Annotated in this window: 16 protein-coding genes; 9 read left to right on the forward strand and 7 right to left on the reverse strand. The window is 66.6% G+C overall.

Features of this window, described 5'->3' with window-relative positions; translation table 11 throughout:
* Positions 1-77: 77 nt before the first annotated feature.
* The 6 genes from IEY96_RS11260 to IEY96_RS11285 all read right to left on the reverse strand — a co-directional run bounded on the left by IEY96_RS11260 (position 78) and on the right by IEY96_RS11285 (position 10,193).
* Positions 78-1,007 carry a hypothetical protein gene (locus tag IEY96_RS11260; RefSeq protein ID WP_189194738.1) on the reverse strand — a complete coding sequence of 310 codons (930 nt, stop codon included), beginning with the start codon at positions 1,005-1,007 and terminating at the stop codon, positions 78-80.
* An 81-nt stretch (positions 1,008-1,088) separates the two neighbouring features.
* On the reverse strand, positions 1,089-1,616 hold the full coding sequence (locus tag IEY96_RS11265; RefSeq protein ID WP_189194739.1) for a DUF4352 domain-containing protein: 528 nt from the start codon (positions 1,614-1,616) through the stop codon (positions 1,089-1,091).
* A 467-nt stretch (positions 1,617-2,083) separates the two neighbouring features.
* Positions 2,084-5,293, reverse strand: coding sequence for a type I restriction endonuclease subunit R (locus IEY96_RS11270; RefSeq protein ID WP_189194740.1), 3,210 nt, complete (start codon positions 5,291-5,293; stop codon positions 2,084-2,086).
* A 31-nt stretch (positions 5,294-5,324) separates the two neighbouring features.
* Entirely contained in the window at positions 5,325-6,527 is a 1,203-nt protein-coding gene (locus tag IEY96_RS11275) for a restriction endonuclease subunit S (RefSeq protein WP_308429900.1), read from the reverse strand.
* Positions 6,520-8,091, reverse strand: coding sequence for a type I restriction-modification system subunit M (locus IEY96_RS11280; protein WP_229791521.1), 1,572 nt, complete (start codon positions 8,089-8,091; stop codon positions 6,520-6,522). The genes IEY96_RS11275 and IEY96_RS11280 overlap by 8 nt, the downstream gene beginning before the upstream one ends.
* Positions 8,092-8,156: 65 nt before the next feature.
* On the reverse strand, positions 8,157-10,193 hold the full coding sequence (locus IEY96_RS11285) for an SAM-dependent DNA methyltransferase (protein WP_189194743.1): 2,037 nt from the start codon (positions 10,191-10,193) through the stop codon (positions 8,157-8,159).
* Between the two features lie 215 nt (positions 10,194-10,408).
* Between IEY96_RS11285 and IEY96_RS11290 the strand changes: the two genes are divergently transcribed.
* The 7 genes from IEY96_RS11290 (at position 10,409) to IEY96_RS11320 (ending at position 21,306) form a co-directional block, all read left to right on the forward strand.
* Positions 10,409-10,933 (forward strand): hypothetical protein, encoded by a 525-nt coding sequence (locus IEY96_RS11290; protein WP_189194744.1) that lies wholly within the window; start codon positions 10,409-10,411, stop codon positions 10,931-10,933.
* A gap of 231 nt (positions 10,934-11,164) precedes the next feature.
* Positions 11,165-11,413, forward strand: coding sequence for a type I restriction enzyme endonuclease domain-containing protein (locus IEY96_RS33340; RefSeq protein WP_189194793.1), 249 nt, complete (start codon positions 11,165-11,167; stop codon positions 11,411-11,413).
* The gene (locus tag IEY96_RS11300) at positions 11,403-11,918 is read left to right on the forward strand and encodes a hypothetical protein (RefSeq protein ID WP_189194745.1); all 516 of its coding nucleotides are present in this window, start codon (positions 11,403-11,405) and stop codon (positions 11,916-11,918) included. The genes IEY96_RS33340 and IEY96_RS11300 overlap by 11 nt, the downstream gene beginning before the upstream one ends.
* Positions 11,919-12,087: 169 nt before the next feature.
* The gene (locus tag IEY96_RS11305) at positions 12,088-17,583 is read left to right on the forward strand and encodes a DUF3320 domain-containing protein (protein ID WP_189194746.1); all 5,496 of its coding nucleotides are present in this window, start codon (positions 12,088-12,090) and stop codon (positions 17,581-17,583) included.
* Positions 17,584-17,965: 382 nt separating this feature from the next.
* Positions 17,966-19,108 carry a TRAFAC clade GTPase domain-containing protein gene (locus IEY96_RS11310; protein ID WP_189194747.1) on the forward strand — a complete coding sequence of 381 codons (1,143 nt, stop codon included), beginning with the start codon at positions 17,966-17,968 and terminating at the stop codon, positions 19,106-19,108.
* Positions 19,105-19,455 carry a hypothetical protein gene (locus IEY96_RS11315; RefSeq protein WP_189194748.1) on the forward strand — a complete coding sequence of 117 codons (351 nt, stop codon included), beginning with the start codon at positions 19,105-19,107 and terminating at the stop codon, positions 19,453-19,455. The genes IEY96_RS11310 and IEY96_RS11315 overlap by 4 nt, the downstream gene beginning before the upstream one ends.
* A gap of 780 nt (positions 19,456-20,235) precedes the next feature.
* Positions 20,236-21,306 (forward strand): restriction endonuclease, encoded by a 1,071-nt coding sequence (locus IEY96_RS11320; protein WP_189194749.1) that lies wholly within the window; start codon positions 20,236-20,238, stop codon positions 21,304-21,306.
* Between the two features lie 121 nt (positions 21,307-21,427).
* On the opposite strand, the gene IEY96_RS11325 is transcribed toward IEY96_RS11320, so the two are convergent.
* Positions 21,428-22,330: a hypothetical protein gene (locus tag IEY96_RS11325; RefSeq protein WP_189194750.1), complete on the reverse strand. Its 903-nt coding sequence runs from the start codon at positions 22,328-22,330 to the stop codon at positions 21,428-21,430.
* A 427-nt stretch (positions 22,331-22,757) separates the two neighbouring features.
* Between IEY96_RS11325 and IEY96_RS11330 the strand changes: the two genes are divergently transcribed.
* Together IEY96_RS11330 and IEY96_RS11335 are read left to right on the forward strand one after the other, a co-directional pair.
* Positions 22,758-23,048, forward strand: a complete 291-nt coding sequence (locus IEY96_RS11330) for a hypothetical protein (RefSeq protein WP_189194751.1) — start codon at positions 22,758-22,760, stop codon at positions 23,046-23,048.
* 151 nt (positions 23,049-23,199) lie between these two features.
* Positions 23,200-23,340 carry a hypothetical protein gene (locus IEY96_RS11335; RefSeq protein ID WP_189194752.1) on the forward strand — a complete coding sequence of 47 codons (141 nt, stop codon included), beginning with the start codon at positions 23,200-23,202 and terminating at the stop codon, positions 23,338-23,340.
* Positions 23,341-23,760 lie beyond the last annotated feature (420 nt).

Below are 23,760 nucleotides of genomic sequence, written 5' to 3' on the forward strand. Positions count from 1 at the left end.
GAAGGGTGGGTGGGCCTGGCGTTCCGGCGGCGGCCGGTAAGCCTCGGCGGTGCTGTGAGGCTGATGTCGCCGACGAATCAGGCGGGGGTGATGGTCCAGTAGCCGTCAGCGGTGATCTGGACGAGGGCGGGCGCCGACAGCGGGCGGACGCCGGAGTAGGCGCCGATCTCGTTCACCAGCAGGCCGCCTTCGCCGGTCTCCAGCGAGTAGGCGTGGACGACGAAGTTGGAGTCGCCACGCCTATGGGTGATCTTGGCGGCGGCAGCGTCGCCACCCAGCACGACCACGTCGTCGCCCTTGCCCGCGGCCTTCCCCGTCGGCGCCTTCGTGGCCAGCTGATCGACGGTGCCGATCGTCAGCGTCCAGGATCCGGACGCCTCGATCTCGAACTGGGTGGTGAGCGAGTCGTCTTCGAGGTTGATCCAGTGCTTGCCGCTGTACGAGCCGATCTCGTTGACCAGCAGGCCGTCTCCGTCGCTCTTCAGCACCGTGTTGCTGGTGCACTTGCAGGTGAACTTCACGACGGACAGCTCGGACAGCTCGCGGATTCGCACCACATCGTCACCGCGACCCTTGATCACCTTCGGCTTCGGGGTGGGCGGCGCGGTGGTGGGTGCCGGTTCCGTCGTGGCAGGGGCGGCCGAGGTGGGCGCGGCGGTCGTCGGGGCGGCCGTCGTAGGCGCAGCGGTGGTGGGCGCGGCGCTGCTCGGGCTGGCCGACGCGGCCGCGGACTTCGGGTCCGGGTTGTCGGCTCCGTTGAACACACCGATCAGCGTGCCCCCGCAGCAGAGGACAACGACCAGGGCGATGCCGCCGACAATCCAGGCGCGAGCGTTGGAGCGCCGGCCCGGCGCGGTAGGCACGGGCGGCCCGGCGAGCGTGCCGTCCTGGAACTGGGCAGCGGGCGGGGGCACGGCGGCACCGGGCGGGAACGGCGCCGCCTGCGGCGGTACGCCGGCCTGCTGGGTGGACTGGTCAGGCGGCATCGGGCTGGTCGGGTCCGTCATGGCGGTTTCCTCTGCAGGTGGGCTTCAGTGGCGGGGGAAGGGTGGGCGGGCGGTGGCGCCCGCCCACGATCGAGTCGTAAGTCAGGCGAGGGAGACCGTCACGCCGCCGGAGAACGGCGAGTCGTGCAGCTCGAGCTTGGCGAGCTTGACGTTCTTCGGGATGTCGAAGACGACCACGCCGGTGACCTGGTTGCCGGGGTTGATGTCGTTGAGGAACGTCTCGGCGTTCTTGTTGGCGTAGATGGCGGCCCCGCCGTCGGCGGAGTACTCGGTGCCGTTGGCGGCGTACGCCTTCTGGCTGCTGCCGTCGAACATCTGCGACTCCTTGCCGATGTTCTTGACGTTGACCGTGACCAGGCAGAACTGGCCCTGCGCCTTGGCGCCGAGCATGTCAGTGCCGATCTTGGCAACGCCGCACTTGGACGACTTGACCGTGAACTCGAACTTGCCGTCCCGGGCCGGCTGGCCGATCTTCGCGGTCTTCGGCTTGTCGTCACCCTTGGCGCCCCCGGCGTCGGCCTTGCTGGTGGCGTCATCGGTGGTGCCGGCGCCGCAGCCGAGCGCGATGAGGCCGGTGGCGAGCAGGGCGAGGGTAGCGATCTTGCGCATGCTGAAGCTCCTGTGAAAGAAGGGGAATTGCTGGTCGACTTGCCGGATCGGTGCTTCGTCGACGCCCATAAATCACAACAGGAGCACTACTTGGAGTCCAGCACTTAGGCTTTGAAGCGCTGATAACCCGGGTTACCAACAAATGGACGGCACGGCGACACCCGGGCGGTTCCATAGTCGACACGACCAGCGGCGATCCCGAGGCAGGGAGATGCAGAGCTGCTTGATGCCCGCGCCGGCGTCGTCACGCCGCCCGAGATCGCCACGTCGTCCCGCGGGTGGAGGCGCCCCTCGTAACCACGTGCTACCGCCGGTCTCCGGCTTCGCGCGGCCCTGTCAGGTCGACCGCAGTCCTCCGCTGTTCACGGCATGGGAGGGCGCCGACCTGCCGCAAGCAGGAGGCCATGGGTCCGCGAGAGGATCCCGAGCCGCCGGCCCACAGCCTCCTTACGTCTGAGCCGGTGTCGCTACTTCGTCGCCGCTCCGGGTGACCACTCGTTGGCGAAGGTCTCCATCTGACGGATGACCAGGTCGACCGCGGCGCGCTCGTGGTCCGGCGGGTAGTCGTAGCGGGCCAGCAGTCGGCGGATGTGACTGCGCAGCTTGGCGCGTACCGGCTCGCGGGAGAACCAGTCCACCGTGATCGACGACTGGATCGACCTCACCAGCTCTCGTGCGATCTCCGCGAGGGTGCCGACGCCCATGAGTTCCGTAGCCGCCCCGTTCTGGGCGACGGCGTCGTAGAAGGCCAGTTCGGCGTGGTTCAGCGGAGGGTCGAAGTGCTGGCCGCGCCGGGCGTCGGCGGACACCTGCTTGGCCAGCTCGACCAGCTCGACGATCAGCTGCGCGCTGGTCAGCTGCTGACGCATGTAGCGGTTCATCAGGTCTTCGAGCTGGGCGGAGAAGCGCTCCTGACGAACCACGTTGTGCTTGGTGACCTCACGCATCTTCCGCTCGATCAGCCGCCGCAGCGCCGCGGCGGCCAGGTGCGGGGTCTCCGAATTCTGCAGGCGCTGCAACGCCACCCCGTTGAGCTCGGTGATGTCGAGCTTGCCGAGGCCCGCCTCCTCGTAGATGTCGGTGATGTCGGCGGCGTCGACCACCTCGGCGGCGAGCTGGGACAGGTAGCGTTCCACCTCGGCCGTGTTGGGCAGGCCTTTGGCCTCCCGGTCGGCGGCCTCCTCCTTGACGATCCAGACCCGGACGTCGCGGAAGTAGTGAATGTCGCGGCGCATCCGCTGGATGTCGCCGGCGCGTTCGGCGAAGTCGCGGCTCGTGGCGCAGAGCGTGTAGAACCGTTCCAGCCGGCCCGCCGCGTCTCGGAAACGCCGATGCAGCGGCTTCGTGCCGGGTTCGACGTCGTTGCCGGGGGTCTGCGGGTTGCGCAGGAAGTTGGCGGCCTTCTTCACCGCCCGGCGCCAGCGGGTCGGGTCCCTCTCGTCGTCCAGGATCTCCCGCCACTTCACCGGGGTCAGCATGGCCTCGAGGACGGAGATCTCGTTGTGCACCTCACTGATGGCACGCTCGATCTCGCGGCCGAGGGTCTGGTCCTCCTGGTCGCTGGGCGTGTACTCGGTGAGCGCCTTGCGCAGGTTCTCGGTCAGCGGGGCGTAGCCGACCAGCAGGCCGTCCTGCTTCTCGCGGAACCGGCGGTTGACCCGGGCGAGCGCCTGCATCAGGTTGGCGCCCTTCATCGGCCGGTCCATGTAGATGGTGTGGATCGGCGGCGCATCGTAGCCGGTGAGCAGCATCGAGTGCACGATCAGCAGCTCCAGCTCGTCGTTCGGGTCCTTGGCGCGGGCCTGGATGGCCTTCTGCTGCGACGGGCGCAGGTGGTGCGGGCGCAGCACCTCCTTGTCGCTGGGTACGCCATGGAAGACGATCTTCATCTTGCCCTTGTCGACGGCAGGGTCCGCCCAGTCGGGCCGCAGCTCCTTGAGGGCGTCGAAGACGCGGACGCAGATTTCCCGGGTCGCGCAGACGAGCATGGCCTTGCCCGGTCCGCCGAGCTGCGGCCGCATCAGCTCGCGCCGCTTCTCCCAGTGCTCGACGAGGTCCTTCGCGAGGGTCTCGACCCGGTCGGGGGCGCCGTAGACGGTGTTCATGGTGGCCGCGTATGCCTCGGCCTTACGCCGCTCCGCGTCGTCCAGGCTGGCGGTGAGCTTCTCCACCTGCTCGTCGATGCTCTCCGGGTCGATGTCCGGCGGCAGCGACACCGGGATGATTCGCGGCTCGTGGTAGACCCGCACGGTCGCCTCGTCGTCGACGGCACGCTTGAGGTCGTACACGTCGATGTAGTCGCCGAAGACGGCGCGGGTGTTCACCTCGGCGGTGGCGATCGGGGTGCCGGTGAAGGCGATGAACGTGGCGTGCGGCAGAGCGTCGCGGAGATGCCGGGCGTAGCCATCCAGGCTGTCGTAGTGGCTGCGGTGCGCCTCGTCGACGATCACCAGGATGTTGCGCCGGTCGGAAAGGAGCGGATGCGGCCTCCCGGCGTCGCGCTCTTCTTTCGTACGCCCGAACTTCTGCAACGTCGTGAAGATGACGCCGCCGGCGTTCCGGTTCGAGAGCTTGTCCCGTAGTTCAGCGCGGGTGTCGGCCTGCTCCGGCTCCTGGCCCAGCAGCGTCTGGCTATCGAGAAACGTGTCGAAGAGCTGGTCGTCGAGGTCGTTGCGGTCGGTGAGCACCACGATGGTCGGGTTCTTCAAGGCGGGGTGGCGGGCGGTCAGCGCCGCCGTGCACACCATCTCCTCGGACTTGCCGGAGCCCTGGGTGTGCCAGACGACGCCCGCCTTCCCGTCGCTCTGCGATGCCCGCACGATGCACTCGACGGCCCGGACAACCGCGAAGTGTTGGTGCGCCTTCGCGATCCGCTTCGCCTTCGACGTGAAGTTGACGAATCCGCCGGTGAGTTCCAGGAAGCGCCGCTGGTTGAACACTCCGTAGAGGGCGACAATGAGGGCTTCCGGGCCGTCGTAGTCGGGCGAGGTGGTGTCGACGCGTTCCCCCTCGTCGTCGATGTTCCACGGCGCGAAGTGCTCGTAGGGGGTGAACGGGGTGCCGTACTTCGCGGTGACCCCGTCGGAGATCAAGCACAGGACGGCGTGCCGGAAGGCGAGCGGGAACTCCGCGAGGTACGCCTGGAGTTGGGCGTGCGCACCCGTCAGGGTGGTGTTCTCGTCGGCGGCGTTCTTCAGCTCGACGATCGCGACCGGCAGACCGTTGAGGTACAGCACGATGTCGAACCGGCGTCGGAAGTCGCCGTCGACGATCGTGACCTGGTTGATCGCGCGGTAGACGTTGCGGTCGGGGTCGTCCAGGTCGGCCAGGCGCACGGTGGGGTTGTGCTCGGCGCCGAACGCGTCGGTGTACGTGATCGAGCGGATGCCATGGACCAGCCGCTCGTGCGCCGCCCGGTTCTCGGCGAACGCCTCCCGGGAGGCCACGTCGGTGGCCGCCCGCACCGCGTCGGCGACCGCCGTGGGCGGCAGGTCGGAGTTGAGCCGCTCGACCGCGGCCCGCAGGTCCTCGCCGAGCACGAGATCGGCCCAGGTCTGTCGCTGCCCCGACCCCGGCGCGAAATCCTTCCCGGCACCCGGCTCCCACCCGAGCTCACCGAGCTGATCCAGCGCGAGCGCCTCCCAGTCCGCCTCGCTCATCCACCCGCCCGCACCCATCCCGACCCCTCCCCGTGAACCGTTTACTTACCTAAATCGCTTCTTCGACGACCTTCTCGGCGTGCCTGACTCGCAACCGCCCCGACATCAACTCCGGCAGCAACGTGTCCCGCAGGCGCCTGAGCGTCATTGACTCCAGCAAACGCTGTTCAATGCCCCGATGGAGTGGTGCTAGCCTTCCTTCAAGTGCTGGCAGTTGGGCATCTGTAATGGATGGAACACCGACATGGCTAAACGTTTTCATATTTACCGTGGAGAAGACGGTGCCATGGGCAATGCTCAGCATTCGGTCGGATGCCATTCGAACGATATGGAAGAGTACGGCCGGCGGTATTTGGCCGGGGATGAAGGCGTAGCATGACTGATTGAATGAGGACGCTTTGACTACTCTAGCCACCGCGCCTACAGTTCCGCGAGCCGTTAGTACGACCGACCTGGAGGGTACGGGTTTGGCGCGTGTCATTTGCGCCGCCTCTTCAGTTATATGTTCCTCCGTCGTTGCTACTACGCCGAAGGAGCTGTTGGCTATATCTTTTGCGGAGGCCCATGGCACTGTGCCGCCCCAATAGCTGCTGACTGCACGATCCGGGGTTGCGCCTAGAACTGGATTTGCGATATCGGATAAGGGGATCTGAGGGCGTTGACGGGTCGCTTGTTCGAAGAGAGCTGCAGAGAACCCATCCAGCGTTCCGGCGATGCGGTCGTTGACGGCGATCTTGTCATCAAGTGCCCCGAGAACGTCGACTACAGCATCCTGTCGGTCAAGAGGCGGGATGCTGATCCGCAGTCGCTGGAGATCCCCGAGGCTGAGGAAGTCAGCCATGTCTGTCTGGCCCTTGAGCGCGTTAGCCTGGATCCAAAACTCGGCACTCTTGAACCAGTAGTAAAGGAATCGCGACCTTAATGGGCCGTTAGCAGTAGGGCGGAAAAAGCAAAGTTGGGGGCTGTAGGCGAACGCCGGCCCGTCGGGCGGCATCAGAGCCACTCGCCCTACGGTGCCCTTAGTCGTGAGAACAATATCGCCAGGCCTTGATACCTTTGATTCTTGACCCTGCACATCTCGATTAGGCATGCGAGCCTGGAACCCGTATTCGACCCTTCCATCCAAGACATCCGCGACACGCAGGATGGGAAGGTCTTGCCCATTCATGTTTACGGTCCGTGGCCGTCCTGCGCCGATTTCGATTAGGCGCTCGCTGACCAGTTCAGAGAAGGTCGTAGTGCGGTCAGGCATCGAGGCGCTCCAGTTGCTCACGGATGGCGTGCTCGAGGCGGTTGGACTCCTCGAAGTGGTTGTTCAGCTCCTTTGTAAGGCGAATGATGCGGTCGGTAAATGGCTCAGCGTTGATGTCTTCGTCGGTTTCGGTGGCGCCGACGTACCGGCCGGGAGTGAGGACGTGGTCGTGGGCGGCTACCTCGTCGAGCTTCGCGGAGTAGCAGAAACCGGGAAGGTTCTCGTACGTCTGGCCCTTGGTCTTGGCGGACCTGGTTCCGCGCCAGGCGTGGTAGGTGTCCGCGATCTTGGCGATGTCGTCGTCGGTGAGGACGCGCTCGGTGCGGTCGACCATGGTGCCGAGGGCGCGGGCGTCGATGAAGAGGATCTCGCCGCGCCGGTCGGTCAGCGCCTTCGCGCCTTGCGGGGTCTTGTCCTTGGTCAGGAACCACAGGCAGGCGGGGATCGCGGTAGTGCGGAACAGGTTCGGCGGGAGGGCGACCATGCAGGCGACCAAGTCCGCCTCGACCATCGCGCGGCGGATGTCGCCTTCGCCGGACTGCTTTGAGGACATCGAGCCGTTGGCGAGGACGACGCCCGCGCTGCCGCGGTCGCCTAGCTTGTAGAGGATGTGCTGGAGCCAGGCGTAGTTGGCGTTGCTCTGCGGCGGCACACCGTAGCGCCAGCGCGGGTCGTTCTCGCGGCGGGCCCAGTCGCTCATGTTGAACGGCGGGTTGGCCATGATGAAGTGGGCCCGCTGGTCCTGGTGCTTGTCGTCGGAGAACGTGTCGGCCCAGCGGTCGCCGATGCCGACCGGGTCCATGCCGTGGATGGCGAGGTTCATCTTCGCCAGCCGCCAGGTGCGCTCGTTGGCTTCCTGCCCGTAGACGGCGATGTCATGGGTGTGGTCGCGGCCGGCGCGGGCCTCGACGAACTTCTTGGACTGCACGAACATGCCGCCGGATCCGCAGCACGGGTCGTAGACCCGGCCCTCGTAGGGCTCCAGCACCTCGACCAGGACCCGCACCACGCTGGACGGGGTGTAGAACTCGCCGGCGCGCTTGCCCTCGGCGCGGGCGAACTTCTCCAGAAAGTACTCGTACACCTCGCCGAGGACATCCTGCGCCTTGCGGTCGCCGTGGCCGGTGAAGCGGGCGTCGCTGATCAGGTCGACGAGTTCCTTGAGTCGCTTCTGGTCGACGTTGTCCCGGTTGAAGATCTTCGGGAGGACGCCGGTCAGGGACCGGTTCTCCTGCATGATCGCGTCCATGGCGTCGTCGAGCAGCTCGCCGACGCCGCTGGGGGCGTTCTCCACCAGGTAGTCCCAGCGGGCGTTCTCCGGGACCCAGAAGACGTTGGCGCTGGTGTACTCGTCACGTTCGTCGAGGAACTCGGCGCGGCGGTTCTCCGGGATGTCGGAGAGACTGTCGGCGATCTGGTCGCGGCGCTCGGCGAACGCGTCCGAGACGTACTTGAGGAAGACCAGGCCGAGGACGAACTCCTTGTACTGCGCGGCGTCCATGGAGCCGCGCAGCTTGTCGGCGGCCTTCCACAGGATGTCCTGGATCTGCTTGGTGCTGGACATGCCGGGCAGCTCGCCCTGTCCGTTGGCACGTTTCCGTGGGGGCACTGTGTGTTCCGTTCTCTCGTTCAGGAGTTCGTACCGTACAGAGTCGTGAGGGTGCCGTCGGCGAAGCCGGTGACGGCGAGTTCGCGCAGTTCGGCGAGGAGGCCGGCCTGCCGTTGCAGTAGGCGCTCGCGTTCGTCGAGGCGGCGCAGCACCTCGTCCAGGCGGGCCGCCTCGTCCCGGTTCAGGTCGGGAATCGTCACGTCGCGCAGCCGTGGGCCGCGCACCGCGCCGGGGCTACGTGCCGTGTTGCGGGCAGTGTTTAGCAGGGCCTTCAGCACCCGTGGGGTGAGGGCGTCGCCGGGAGAGATGCGCAGACCCCGGGCCGGAAACTCGATCACCGAGAAGCCGTCCTCGTCCAAGAAGGCACCGAACTGGGGCACCGTGGTAACCACGAGGTCACCTGGTTCCGTGAGGGCGACGTGCGGGTACTCGGCGGCGAGCGTGAGCCGGTCCACCCAGCGCTTCGACGATCGTGCGACAACCTCCGCGGCGCCGATGACCCGATGGTGACCACGCGGCCCGACATGTTCGGGTGACAGGCGGTGCCCCGGAAGGAGACGTACCCGGCGAGCCGTGCGTAGTGCGCCGAGGGAGAGCTCCCTCGGCCGCGTTCCATCGCGCTGTACCGCCCCGGTGTTCAGGGCGCCGTGCTCGTCGGCGTACCGGATGGCTTCTTCCTCGGCTTCGGTGAGACGGCGCTCGATGTCGCCGATCAGCGCGGGCCGGTCGGTGGCCTGCCGGGCACGCAGCGTCACCGAGGCCGGACCCGGCGACCGCAGCGCCGCGCCGCGGCGCAGGTCGAGGGCGTCGAGCGGAACCACCAGGCCCGTCCGCGGGTCGTGGCCGTCAGGCCGGTGTCCCTCGGCACGCCACAACAGGATGTCCTCGGCCGCGGTCTCCACGACGCGTTGGTCGAGGGCGGCCTCGCTGAGGTCGGTCAGCAGCAGGCGGCCCTGGGTGGCGGTAACGGGATCACGGGTCAGCGTCCAGAGTGCGGCGGAGTGGCCGGGGCGGGCGGGAAAGACGCCGCCGGGGAGCCGCACCACCGCTTCGACGAGTCCACTGGTCAGCAGGTTCGCCCGCCTCGTGATCGCGTCGGTGTCGCGCAGGGCGTCGACCAGGCTCGCGGCGGAGCCGACCACGACTGCGGTGCAGCCGGGGCCGAGCCGGTCCGCGATGTCACTGATCTTGCTCAGGTCCTCGGCCGGGTCGCGCTGCTCGGTCGGCTGGTAGGGCAGCCGAGTCACGACCACGTCGACGTCGGCGAACTCGTCATTCAGCTCTTCCGGCACCACCTCGATGTTGAACTCGGGGACACCGGCCAGCAGTAGCCGACGGCGGATCAGGCGGGCCAGCGCCGCGTCCGGCTGCGCGGCGTTGAAACTCAGCGCCTCCGGCTCCTGGTCGGCCAGCAGTGTGGCGAGGAGGTCCCCGGGGCCTGCGTACGGGTCGCCGGCCGTGATCCGGCCGTGGGTGCGCATCCGGCCCGGCACATCGGCGGCCAGGCGGATCAGGGTGACCAGGTGTGGGGTGAGCACGTCGACGTCCAGCTCCGGCCATCCGAGCCGGGTGGCGCTGCCGAGCAGGAACTGGTATGCCCGGCCGACGTCGTAGGCGCCCTCGATCAGCTGCTCGACCATTCCCGGAAGATCGGCCAGGGCTGGCGCTTCCTGCAGGTCTGAGAGGAGGAAATCGTCCTCCGGGTCGAACCGGCGGGCCGCCTTCAACGGATCGGTCGACAGGACCTGGCCGGACATCTCGCGCAGGCAGAGAGCGGCGCCCAAGGAGAGCACCAGGCGGCGGCCGCCGTGCTGACGGGCGTACGCAGTGAGAGTGTGCAGAGCGTGCTCGGCGCGCAAGGTCTCCGGCTCAGCGTTGCCCAGCTTGCGGTCCAGCAGCCAGGTGAGGACCGCGTCGGCGGGGAAGTGCAGTTGACCGCCGGCGCCGGGGACAGGAGCGGGGAAGTCGGAGTACCGGCGCCGCCAGGTGGTCACCACTGGGCGCTCGACCTGCGCCAACTGGGCGATTTCGCCGGACGACATGAGCTCGGGCATCATGCTCTCACCTCCCCCTGATCGAGGAGCTCCACTGTAGTCATGGGCACCCCTCTGTGATCGAGCAAGCGATGATAACCCGGGTTATCAGATAGCCCTTTGCCCCCCCGACGTGTATGTCGGTTTCCTAGTTCCAACACAGGACGATGTCTCGCTGAGCAGCAAGAGCAGCAAGACCAAGATCAAGATCACCGAGACTGAACGGCAGGGCTGAGACTGTGCAGTACTTCGTGGGCACCCACGGTCGGACCGACCAATCGTGGCTTGAAGAGCACCCCCAGATGAAACGGCACTTCAAGGAAGATCCGCAGGACTGGCTTGCCGTCTTCCCCTATGAAGTGGCGTTGCGCGACGTGGAGCTGATCAAGGCAGTCATCGAGCCGAAGACGTTGGGGGAGGTGCGCCGGTCACCGCTTGCGATTCCGCTGGTCGAGGCCGTGTTCGACGATCGGGCGGCGATGGACGGCGAACCGCCGTTCGACGACCTGGGTGACGACGTCCCGTTCGACTGGTACGACGATCTCGGCCTCTCCTGGCGGCCGGATCCGCGGTTGCGTACGGCGGAGCTGGCGCCGGCTAGCCTGCTCGCCGCCTTTGGCCGGGAGGACCGTGGGTACGGCATGGACTACGAGCCGGCTAGGTGGTTGCCGCTCGACGACCAGGACGCCGTCGAGGCGGCGCTGCGTGAGCTGGGTCACGAGATCGTTTACGACGAGACCATCCTCAACCGCTACCTAGCCTGAGTCGGTCGGGTCCGCGGCCGGGGCGGCATCCAGGTCGGGCTGTGAAGAGGCAGCCCTTCAAGACCATCCGGATGGCCGAGTGTGGGGGCAGCCGCGTCACCACTAGGTTCGAGTTGATCTCCATGAACGATGACATCATTCTGCTCTGGCACCGCGCGCGCCGCGACCGCTGCCCGCAGCCGCGATTGAGAACGCCCCGTGCCGCCGTGGCGGTGATGTGGGGAGGCGCAGCTGGCGAATATCGGCTGCGACCTGGCGAAGTCCGTCTGCTGGTCCATCACCGTCGACTGGACCTCCTGCGACGACGTAGGCGCCAAGCTCCGCTCGACCATCAAGCGTTCGCTGGCCGCGCATCGCTGGCCGCCGCACGCAGTCACTGACGCGAGTCAGCGCGTGGTGGTGCAGACAGAGACGTTTGCCGAGGACTGGTCTGCCGGCCAGACCGTGAATATTCGCAGGAGGACCAGGGATGGACGATGACGAGCAGGAAGCCCGGGACAGGAGGATCCGCCAGGCTCTGCTGCGGGTGGACTGGGCGGCGTCGCACGCGGGCCGACTGAAGATCATCGAGGAGGTATTGGGGGTGATCAAGGCCATCGAGAGATGGACCGCCCCTCGAAAGCCTGACTTCGTTGATGTCCGGTACGGCACGTCGCTCTCGCACCGACACCCGCTCGTCACCGCGGTGCTGGACGCGGGCGAGGAGCTCAAAAAGCGCTGCCAGGACGTGGGTGATCATATTTTGGCGGTCGACGATGGCCTCGTGGAGCTGGACCCCGATTTCGACCTCATGTGGCTGGAGGTCGAACACGCCGTGGCGGATCTTCAGCAGGCCACCCGTGCTCGCGACCGCCTGCACGACCAGCTTCGCGAGCCCTGCATGGAGCTACTTTCCCAGGCGGACCACCAGCGGCTCATGTCGGAGATGCTGGGCCGGGCGGCCGCAAGCTTGGCTGGCGAACAGTACGTACCCGAGACCGAATAGGGTACGGGCCCACAGCCCCATCGGCCGGTCTACGCGCAGTAGCAATGCACTACTAGCCGAAGGCGGCCGGGAAGCCCACGGCCGGACCGCCATGAGGTCTGGCCGTGGACCAGCAGCGCTTCAAGACCAACGTACGGATCGAGATACTTGAAATGGGGAGCGAGCCGGCATGACCGAGAACCTTCCGGCGCAGGATCGGCTGCTCCAGGCGACCATCCGTCAATGGCGCGACAGCCTCATCAACCTCTCCGGCACGAACCGGCTCCTCAACTTCCGAGTGAGCAAGTCGGGGGCGGTACGGGTGCTCGACCCGGCCGCCCCGGAGGTCCTGGCCGGTTTGAACACCGGGCGCTACTTCCGGTTCCGTCCCGCGCAGGAGGGCAGCGACGAGTTCGAGGGGGCGCCGATCGAACCGGGCGGCGCCCTCCCCGCAGCTGATCCCGGCACCTCGGGCAAGGCTTTCCGGGTCGACGTCCTCGGCACGGACAAATCGGTCGTTGACCTGAGCTCGGCACTTCGCAACCTCATGCGCCGGTCGAACCAGGAGTTCCTGGACCGAGGCCTGTGGATCCTCTATCTCGCTTTCGGCTCGCTCACCTGGACCGACGGTGACAAGGCGCGATACACCAGTCCGCTGCTGCTCGTCCCGGTCCGGCTCGTTCCGACCGGGGCGCGGCAGCTGCCCTTGCTGCAGCGCGCGGACGAAGATCCGGTCGTCAACCCGGCACTGACTCTCAAGCTCAACCAGCTCATGGTCACGTTGCCCTCCGTCGAAGAACTCGAAGACGTCGCCTATGCCGACTTCCTGGCCGGCGTACGGGCTGCCGTTGCCGAGCAATCCGGCTGGCGGGTCAACGACGAGGTGACGCTCTCCTACTTCTCGTTCGCGAAGGAGGCGATGTACCGCGACCTGCTCGACAACGAGGCGTCCGTCGCCGGGCATCCGGTGATCCAGGCGCTGGCGACAGGTGGGCGTGGCTCGGGAGGTGCCGGCTTCCTCTTCGAAGAGTTGACCGACGATCGGATCGACCAGGACATGCCGGCGGAGCGGATCCCGCTGGTGCTCGACGCCGACTCCTCGCAGCGCGCCAGCGTCGCCGCCGCGCTGGCCGGCCACTCCTTCGTCATGGACGGACCGCCCGGAACCGGGAAGTCGCAGACCATCGCGAACATGATCGGCGCACTGCTGCACGCCGGTAAGCGGGTGCTGTTCGTCTCCGAGAAGGCCGCGGCGCTCGAGGTGGTCCGGAACCGGCTCCACGACGTGGGGCTCAGCGCCTACCTGCTGGAGCTGCACTCGCACAAGGCGACGCGGAAGGAGGTCGCGTCGGCCCTGGGGCAGGCGCTGGAGACCGTTCCGGTCGCCCCGAGCGGGATGAACGACATCGATCTGGACAACGCCCGGCGCCGCCGCGAGGAGTTGAACGCGTACGCCGACGCCATGAACGTACCGCGGGCGCCGCTCAACTACTCGTTGCACGACGTCCTCGGCATGATCGCCAACCTGCACGACGTGCCCGCGGCGCCGATGAGCGGCATCGCGCCGGTCGATCTGACCGTCGAGATGTTCGGCACCGTGCGGGCCACCGCAGCAGCGCTGGCCAGGGCTTGGCGACCCGCTTCGCAGGGACGCTCGTTCGCCTGGCGTGGTGTCACGCATCGCGGCTCCCTGGACGCGCGTCTCTACGCAGCCGCTTCAGCGCTCGACGCGTTGGCCGGCGTCACCGCGGCCCATGCGCCGCTGGCCGCCGCGTTCGACGTCAGCCGGTTGTGCCAGGCGTCCGACCTCGCGCGCATCGTCGCTCACTGCGCGGTACGGCCGACCGGCGTGCCGCAGCAGTGGCTGACCGCTGAGACGCTCGACTCGGCCAGGGAATCCGCGGATCGTCTCGCCACGGAACTGCGGCAGCTCGCCGAACGGCAGGACGCAGCCAGCCGTGCCGCCGGGGTGTCCTGGTCCGACATCCCCACCATGGAGAGCACACCGGACCTCGACGCCTCCCCGCTGGCAGACCTCACGGTCGCGCCACTGCACCTCGCAGGACTGACTTCGGAGCAGGCCACCGCGATTGCCGACACGTTCACCCGGGACGCCGAGACACTGCAGGCCGCCGGCCGCTCGCTCGCCGGGCTGGCCGTCATGCTCGGCCTGCCGCCCGTCGTGTCGTTCAACGATGCCGAGGCGACTCTGACGGTGGCGGGTCTCGGCGGCAGCGACATCCGTCCCGAGCGTGGATGGCTGTCCGCCGAGGGTCATGCCGCAGCCACCCGCGCCGCGCAGACGCTCCAGCAGGCCATCGCCGCCCTGGTAGAGGCGGAGAAGGCAGCGGCAGCACAGTACACCGAGGCCGCACTCGTGGCGGACGTCGAGGGACTGGCCCACCGCTTCACGCACGATCACCGGGGCATGAAGAAGCTCGGCAGCGCCTACCGCGCCGACAAGCGCGCTCTGGCGGCGTTCACCTGCACGGGCGTCAACTGGCAGTCAGCGCGCGACCAACTGTCGTTGGCGATCGCCTGGAAGCAGGCCGCGAGCGCCCTCACCGAGGCGGAAACTCGGTATGCGAAGACTCTCGGCGCCTACTACGACGGCCGTTCGACCGACTTCGACCGGATCGACCGGGCGTTGGCGGTCGCGGACACCGCGATCCGCCAGGCGCGCACCACGGACTTGCGGAAGCTAGCCGATCACATCGCTGTCGACGCCACCCCCAACACCAGCATCCTCACCGTCGCCGACGAGACGCGCGCGGGGCTGCAGGACTGGCGGTCGCGCTTGGCACCGGAACCGCTGCCCGCCGCACGGCCGGAGCTCGCGTTGCTTTCCATCACGGAGGCAGTCGAATGGCTGCGCACCCACCTGACCCCGCTGCGGTCGGCGGCTGCGCTGGCCGAGGCGGTCAGCCAGGCGGTGGACCGACAGCTGACCGTCGCCGAGTCCCGCCACCTGATCGAGCTGCGCGCGTCCGTCGACGCCGCCCACACCGCGCTCGCTGCGAACGCCCACGGTTACTCGTCGATCCTCGGCCCGCTGTATTCCGGTGAGCGGACCGATCTGCCGTCGCTGCACACGGCACTGGACTGGGCCGCTCAGATGCGCGCCAGCACGAAGGGCTTCGACGAGCCACTGACCGTGGCTCAGGCGAAGGCGCTGGAGCATATCGTCCCCACGCCGCAGCTGGGCGACATCGAACGGCGGTGGGCCGGGGCGCGCGACGACCTCTTGGCGGCCTTCGAGCCGGGCAGACACGCGGAACTCGGCACGGAACTCGACGACTACGAGGAGGCGGGCGACCTCATCGCGGCCCTGCGCGAGGACAGCGCCGGACAGGACGAGTGGTTCGCGTATCAAGCCGCCCGCGCTGAACTCGTTGCCGTGGGACTCGAAACCGCCATCGACTTCTGCATCACCGAGGGCGTCAGCGCGGAGCAGGTGCCGCTGGTCCTGGAGCGAGCCCTCCTGCAGGAGTGGGCCGATCATCATCTGCATCAGGATGTGGCCCTACGTGTCGTGCGGGCCGAGGATCGCGACTCACTGGTCGCCGAGTACCGCGCCCTGGACCGGGCGCTCATCGCGGCGGCGACCTCCCGGATCATCACCGCCTGCAATGCCCGCCGGCCGCGCAACAACCTCGGCGAGTCGGGTGTCATCCGCCACGAAGCCGGTAAGAAGAAGAAGCACATGCCGGTGCGGCTGCTGTTGGAACGCACACGTCATGTCACTCAGGCGATCAAGCCATGTTTCATGATGTCGCCGCTGGCGGTCAGTCAGTATCTCCCCTCCGACATGCGATTCGACGTCGTCATCTTCGACGAGGCGAGTCAGGTCGCCCCCGCCGACGCTGTCAACTGCATCTACCGGGGCGACGCCCTGATCACAGCTGGTGACCAGAAACAGCTTCCACCGACCAGCTTCTTCACCGCCGGCGTCGCCGACGACAGCGACGAATGGGATGAGGAGGCCGAGGACGGTGTCGACTTCGAGTCCGTCCTCGACCTCATGAAGGGATCTGCGGAGTTTCGCGCGCTCACGCTGCGCTGGCACTACCGGTCCCGGCACGAGGCGCTCATCGCCTTCTCGAACTCCTCGTTCTACAAGGGCCGCCTCACCACATTCCCCGGCGCCGAGGACGTCGGGCCCGACGTGGGCGTGGAGTTGTTCCACGTCGCCGGCACCTACCGGCGTGGCTCGTCGCGCGACAATCCGGTCGAGGCAGCCAAGGTCGCCGAGCGGGTCATCCACCACTTCACCACCCGCCCCCACCTCACGCTCGGTGTGGTCAGCTTCTCCGAGGCGCAGGCCGCCGCCATCGAACATGCCGTGGAACAGGCACGCCAGGACCACCCGGAACTGGACAAGTTCTTCACCGACGACCGGCTCGACGGCTTCTTCGTCAAGAACCTGGAGTCCGTGCAGGGCGACGAGCGTGACGTGATGATCTTCTCGATCGGCTACGGCCCCGACGAGGCCGGCAAGACGACCATGAACTTCGGCCCGTTGAACCGGGCCGGCGGGTGGCGGCGACTGAACGTCGCCATCACCCGGGCGCGCTTCCGCAACGAAGTCGTCACCAGCGTACGGGCATCTGACATCGTCGCCGCTGCTGGCAGCGAGGGGTTGCGGCACCTGCGCCGCTATCTCGACTATGCGGAGCGGGGCCTCGTGGCACTGGCGTTGGACACCAGCACCGGCGGTGATGCCGAGTCACCCTTCGAGGAGTCGGTCATTTCCGTGATCCGCTCCTGGGGCTACGAGGTGAGCCCGCAGGTCGGGGCCGCCGGCTACCGGATCGACATGGGGGTGCGTCATCCGGATCGGCCCGGCGTCTACGTGTTGGGCGTCGAGTGCGACGGGTTCCAGTACCACTCCTCCAGGGTCGCCCGTGACCGGGACCGGCTGCGTGACCAGGTGCTGCGCGGCCTCGGGTGGCGGTTGCACCGGATCTGGGGCACCGCGTGGTATCGCAACCGGCTCGGCGAGGAGGAGCGTCTGCGAGCCGCGATCGAGAAGGCCGTCACCGCCCCGGTGCGTGGCCTGCTGTCCAGCCTGGAAGAGGCGATCGAGCGCCCCGCCGTCACCACCGAGGCGGCGACCCTCGACCTGCACCCGACCTGGGTGACGCCGTACCGGACGGCCATGGTCGATCGCCTTCCGTACTGGGCGGATCCGGGCGAACGGGGGAGCGCCCACGCCATGCGGGTCGGCGTCTACGAGGTAGCCGCCGTCGAAGGGCCGGTGCACATCACGGTCATGCACCAGAGGCTGCGGGAGTGCTGGCGCATCGGTCGGATCGGATCGCGGATCCGGGACAACATCGATGCCGCGATCCGTCAGGCTGGTCTCGATCGTGACGGGGACTTCGTGCGGGTCCCCGGCGCCGCCGTCAGTGAGGTCCGCAGCCCGGTCGACGCCTGCAGCCGTAGCGTGGAGCAGGTCCACGATGACGAGCTGGCGCTCGCCTTGACGAATTTGGTCCGGGATACCGGCGGCGTGACCCGCGACGAGCTGAGTACACACGTGGCCAAGCTGTACGGCTGGACTCGGCGTGGACCGGACATCTCGCGGCGGCTTGAACTACTCATCGACCGCTTGGTCGCCGACGGCGTACTCATCACCAACGGTCACAGCTTGTCGCTCGATCTTCACCGGCCGGACAAATCGTGAGTAGAAAGTGTCACGCTGCGCAGAACCGCAGAAGGATCGATGACCCGGGTTAGCGATCGCGACCCCGTACGCGTAGCGTCCCGATCGCACGGCATCCCGGCAACGCCCCTTTCGAGAGGAGGCGGCAGCGCGGGCAACTATAGGACCACCGGTTCATGACGCCGCGCGGCGGAGGACGCCGCGCGGCATCCCCGCCCAGCCGTACCCGTTCAGCGACCGGTCGAAGTAGCCTACCTATCGCAGAGGTGACGTTCACTGTCACTCCTTTCCGGGAATCGGGAGCGACAACTATAAGTCAACCAAAAGCCTATTCAGGTCGACAGTGTAGGTTCAACTGCGGCCGGGCATTGGCTCCCGAGAAACTCTGGTGTACGTTGCTCATATGCAGCAGAGCAAGGCGTCGCAAGACCAGCACATCGCAGTGTTCGGTGAGAGTGGAAGCGGCAAGACCGTCATGCTCTCCTCGTTCTACGGAGCCACGCAGGAGCCCGATTACTTGCGGGAGAGCCTGTTCAATATCGTGGCAGATGATCAAGGCCAGGGCCGTCGGTTGCATCAAAACTACTTGGGCATGAGAAATTCGGCGCGTCGGCCTGCTGCTACCCGTTTCTCTGCCACGACTTACTCCTTCTCCCTCCTCCTTAGAAACGGGAACGCCAAGGCGAAGAAGAACCAGCCGTTCGACAAGCTGCGCCTCGTCTGGCACGACTACCCGGGCGAGTGGTTTGAGGACGGTGTGAGCGGGCCGGAAGAAGCCCAGCGCAGGGTGCGCACGTTCAGGGACTTGTTGGGCTCTGATATCGCCCTCTTGCTAGTAGACGGCCAGAGGCTGCTGGACAACGCCGGGGAGGAAGAGCGGTACCTAAAGTCATTGCTGAGCAATCTTCGCAATGGGCTGCTGCCACTCAAGGACGAGCTGTTGCCGGACGGCAAGCCGCTCGTCAAGTTTCCGCGTATCTGGGTCCTCGCGCTGTCGAAGGCCGATCTGCTGCCGAATATGAATGTGTTCGAATTCAGGGATCTTCTTATTGAGAAGGTCGGGGAGGACATCGAGGAACTGCGGCGGGTGATTGCCGGGTTCGTGGAAGACAGCGACGCGCTGTCGGTGGGCGATGACTACATGCTGCTGTCATCTGCGAGATTCGGCACGGACAAGATCGAGGTAACCAACCGCGTCGGCCTAGACCTCATCTTGCCCCTCGCCACCATGCTCCCGCTCGAGCGATACGCCCGGTGGGTCGAGGCAATGCACGACCGCGGGAAAGTAGCCGAGTACTTGCTTAGTGGTGCAGGGGCTCTCGCTGGCGTGCTGGTAGGGCTTAACCTGAAGGGCCGTATTGGCAGCGTCTTGAATTCGTTCGGTCCCGGCCTTATTGATGCGGCCGAGCTCGTCGGGGAAAAGCTTAAGGAGGTCAACGATAAAGCGCGAGCCAAGCATGAGGATATGAAAGCCATATTAACGGGCTTCAAGATGGACCTGGATCAGGGTGAGGAGGAGCGGATCTTTCTCAGGAGCCGTCGGTGAATCTCATCTGGGCAACTCGTGGGCGGAACTGGGGCTTCCGGTTTCTCCGCTACGGAGGGCTCAAGGATCCGCTCCCGGCATATGATGAGGTCTTTTCAGGCGCTGGGGATGCGCCGAAGCTCTGCTTCCGCGTAGGCGACAAAGTAGCACTGCGGTTCCCTGACCCGAACGGCCGGAAAGACGCTGCCGGCAGAGTGATCCCGCACGAGTTCGTCGTCTCCCCGCCCGAGGCCGATCAGATCCACTCCGTCGAGGACGCTCTTCGACTGGTCTGGCCCCTTGTTGCCGACGAATACGCCGACGTCTGGGACCCACCCGAGACGCCCCATGTCTCCACACAACGATAGGCAGGCCACGGAGGTGGGCTGGTTCAGGCATACTGCGTACTCACCTATTCGCCGGATTTTGTGGCCTAGCTTGTTCCGTGCTGGTGACAGGCAAAGTGGAGGTTTGGGCGAACGTGCCGCAGTCGTGTTCGGCCATGAGGGCTGCGAGTTCTGGGCCGTCAATCAGACTGGGTCGGGCATCTGCTTGGGATTGAAGTCAAGATTCACAACCGCGACGGCGGACGGCTCCATGACTTCGCCAAGCTCTGCGTTCTCACCGGGCACGTTGCCGAGGCGATCGCCTACGACAAGCGCTTGCGCTTGCGAGCGACCCTGGGTTAGCGCCGAGGCAGGCTGTAACTGGGGCTTGTGGGGGTAAGACAGGCTGAGGTGGCCCCGGAAGTTATGGTCACTCAGTACTGGTCAAACGACGGATCCGCGTTGGGTGAACTGCCATCGGCGGCGGCCTCGGCCGGGTCCAGTCGTCCCTCGGAAGGTCCGCCAAGCGGCCACCCTTCTACTGTCGACACATGCCCATCATGGCGGTTGACATCAACGGCTGACATCAACCGTTGTGGCCTACCCCGGGCCTGCTGGCACGCTCCGTGGGCCGAGCGCGGCCCTGGCTGCGGTCCGCGGACGTTACGACTTCTGCCAAAAGCGCCTTCCCAGCGAGGCTCAAGCGAAGCCGCAGGTCGCTCTTGACGCCGTGCTGGGCGGGCCTCGCCCCGCCGTCCCGGCGAACATCGCTTTTGAGCAGGCAGGTCGACGTGCGACCGACGAGGTAGGAGGATGCACCGCATGGCGAATGCGTGGGTGATTCGGTCTGGTCGGCATGGTGAGCGTGACCAGTGGGCTCTGGTCAACGGATACTCAGGCGGCGGATGGCGCGAGGTCCCCGACCTAAGCCCCTGCGCGAGCCGTGAGGACGTTGCGAAGGTCGTTGAGGCAACCTGGCCGGGCGCGTCCGTGGGCAAGCGGCACAACTTCACCGGGCAGCTGTGGGCCCTGCGGTCCCGCATCCGTCCCAAGGACCTCCTAGTCATGCCGCTGAAAACGACGAAGCAGATCGCCTTCGGCCGAGTGACCGGCGGCTACCAGTATCGCGCCGACGAACCGGAGGCTGACCGCCGGCATGTCGTCACCGTCGATTGGCAACGCATCGACTTGCCGCGCGCCGCGGTCAAGCAGGACCTGTTGTTCACACTCGGCAGTGCCATGTCGATCTTCGCGCCGAGCAAGAACAACGCGGTCGCTCGGCTGGAGCACCTGCTTACGTACGGCACCGACCCCGGCAACGCCGCGCTGAGTGGCACCACGCCGAAGACCGCCGCAGCTAGCCAGGCCAGCGATACCGCCGCGCAGACGGACGTCGACGAGCCGGAGTTGGCAGCCGACATCGAGCAGGTCGCCCTCGATCAGATCACCGCCCGCATCGCAGAGGAGTTCGCTGGCCACGATCTGGCGACGCTCGTCACCGCGATCCTTACCGCCGAAGGCTTCCACTGCACACCGGCACCCCCCGGTCCGGACGGCGGCATCGACATCACTGCCGGACGCGGCCCGCTTGGCCTCGACAGCCCCCGTCTGCTCGCCCAGGTCAAGTCAGGCTCGCAGATCGGGTCGCCCATTGTCACTCAACTCCACGGCGTCATGACGACCCACGGCGCCGAGCAGGGCCTGCTCGTCGCATGGGGCGGACTGACGAAGCCCGCCCGAGACGCCCTGAAGAACCAGCACCTGCGGGTGCGGGTGTGGGAGGCAGGCGACGTGGTCGACGCAGTTCTGCGTACGTATGACCGGCTGCCCGAAGAGATCCGCGCCCAGGTGCCGCTGCGCAGAGTATGGATGCTCTCCGACGCTGGCTTCTGACCTGGACCGCCTGATCGGAAGCGCGGCTGCCGCCGCCCGATCTCGGTCGCCGCGATGGCAGACAGAACCACTTGGGTGCCGCCTGGTTCATCGCCGAGCTCTCGTGGCAGTGCGCGGCCCGTTAGCAGTGCTCCTTCTTCGCTTGTTCTGCGACGGCCCGCGCCTGCTTCAGCAGCTTCGCAACCTTGGTCTGGTAGCCGGATCCCTTCTTGCGCCAGGCTTCCGTCTTCAGCGAGACCTGATTGAGGAGGTCCTTGACTTGGTTTGCGTCTGGCGCCTGCGGCGGTGTGTAGTCCGGTAGCACGCTGCCAGCCTGCTGATACCCAGTCAATGCGCGTCCGAGGTCAGCGGCGGCGTCTTTGAGGGAATCGATCTCGGCCGTCAGGCTCAACATGTCGCTGTCGATGGTGTAGGCGTCGCTCTCCACGGTGTAGGCGTCGCTGTCTGCGGTGTATGCGTCGCTGCAGGCAGCTGACTGGTCAGACTCCCTGTCCGCCTCCGCAGCGTTGGCTTGTGCGTCCGCGAGGTGGTCGCGAGCGGCGGACAAGTGGTTGTCGAAGTCCGAGAAGGAGGGCGGCGTGGCGAGCCCAGCTCGAACGTCCTTCATTCTCTTCATGACAGCGTCGGCTGCGGAGGCAATTCGCTGCTGACTCTCTTGCACTGAGGTTGCGGCTGCGGCGCTCGCCGCAGCCGCCTCATTCGCTGAAGCGTTGGCCTGGGCGGATGCCTGTACGGCCTCCACGGCCTGGTTGTAGCTCTTGAGTGATCCCGGCTTCAGGGTGAGAGATGCGATTGCGCCGTCGTCCTGAGGTACCTGAAGACTCATGCTGGAGCCCGACACCGTGCCGGAGATGTTGCGGACAAGCCCGAACCCTTGCGGGAAGCTGAGAGTCAGGGCATTGCCGTCCAACGTGCCTGTGAAGGCGGCGTGCGACGGGGTCGTCGTAGTCGCGCCAGGATGGGCCATGCTGATCTCATCCAGGGTTCCCGACAGCGAGTTCGCCTCGCGAGTGATCTGGACCATGATGGCGCTTGTTGCGTCGGATCCCACCCAGATATGGGGGAACTCCTCGACCTGGCTGCTGAGTCGCGAGCAGGACGTCACAGCGAGTCCCGCCGTGAGTAACAAGCCCGCAATCAGTCGCCGGGCACGCATGGGGCACCTTCGCACCGCTGCAACCTAGCGATCATGACGGGCGCTCGGTACCGCCCGTCCGGACTGTCTCCCCTGTAGCTACGTCTATGGCATCCCGCCTTGGCCGGGGACTAGCCACGGGCAGGCAGAGCAATGACCGAAGGGGGGAGGCCGCCTCGCGTCGAGCAAGGCACAGTCACACCTATTCGCCCAGAGGAGGGAATGCGTCGTGGGAAGCGGTGGCCACTTCGCCTACACAGTAGGTCAGCGAGTCGACAGTGAATGGCGGGGCCGTAAAGTCCACTTCACGCCACTCATGCAGGAGGCCTTGCCCATCATGCGAGGTGCCCTGATTGTGGTTGCGCTCCGGCAGGAGACGATCACCTACAAGGCGCTGTCCATCGCCATCGACCAGCGGTATCACTACCGGCAACTTGGCGACCCGCTGGACGTCCTATCGCAGGACTGCTTTCTGCACAACGAGCCATCGCTCGCCGCTCTGGTAACCCGCGGTGACACAAGTCAGCCGGGGGAGGCCTTCATTGGGGATGCGACGGCCGAGCAGGAGGCCTGCTACAAGTACTGGGCCGATCGAAGGCGATCGTAGGTTCACGCAGCACGGGTGCGGGTCGGCTGCTTCGTGATGGAGGACCGAGCCCGGATTTGATCGTGAACTGAGCGGGCGCTCGCGTATGCAACAGGGAGCCGCCGACCGTCCAGCCTGTCCGGCCGCAGCGCCGTTGCACATGTTCATAGCCGTGGTGGGGCTGATCGAGATCGCGGTAGTGCTGCTCTTCGTGGCGCGGGTGACCCGGCTGATCGTCGCCGACGAGATCACACGGCGACCCCGAGAAGCGATCGTCAGGCGCCTGCCCGGCGGCAGCCGCTCGCGTACCTGATGTTCTGCCGCTGGTGCCTGTCGGTGTGGATCGCCGCGCCAGCCGCCGCCTGTCGTCGCGTCGGCGGCGAAGATGCGCTACGAGTCCAGCGGCAGCCTGGGGAAGGTCACCAAGCAGGAGTGGCAGGACGAGGCGTGGCGACACTACGAGCACTGCGGCGAGCTGGCGTACCTCGTCGACCTCATCGCGAAGGCGATGGGGCGGGCTCGGCTGTACATCACAAAGGTCGACGAGCGTCAACGAGACGTTTCTTGGCGGTCCCGGCCAGCAGGCCGAGCTGTTGCACGATGCCGGGATCCAGCTCGGTGTGCCCGGCGAGTGCTACCTGATCGGCGAGCCGGAGCGCAACCCCGACGGCAACGCGATCGACCGGGAGCGCTGGTTCATCGCGTCGACCGAGGAGCTTCAAGACGGTGCAAG

This window comes from Micromonospora fulviviridis (assembly GCF_014648395.1).
GTDB lineage: Bacteria > Actinomycetota > Actinomycetes > Mycobacteriales > Micromonosporaceae > Micromonospora > Micromonospora fulviviridis.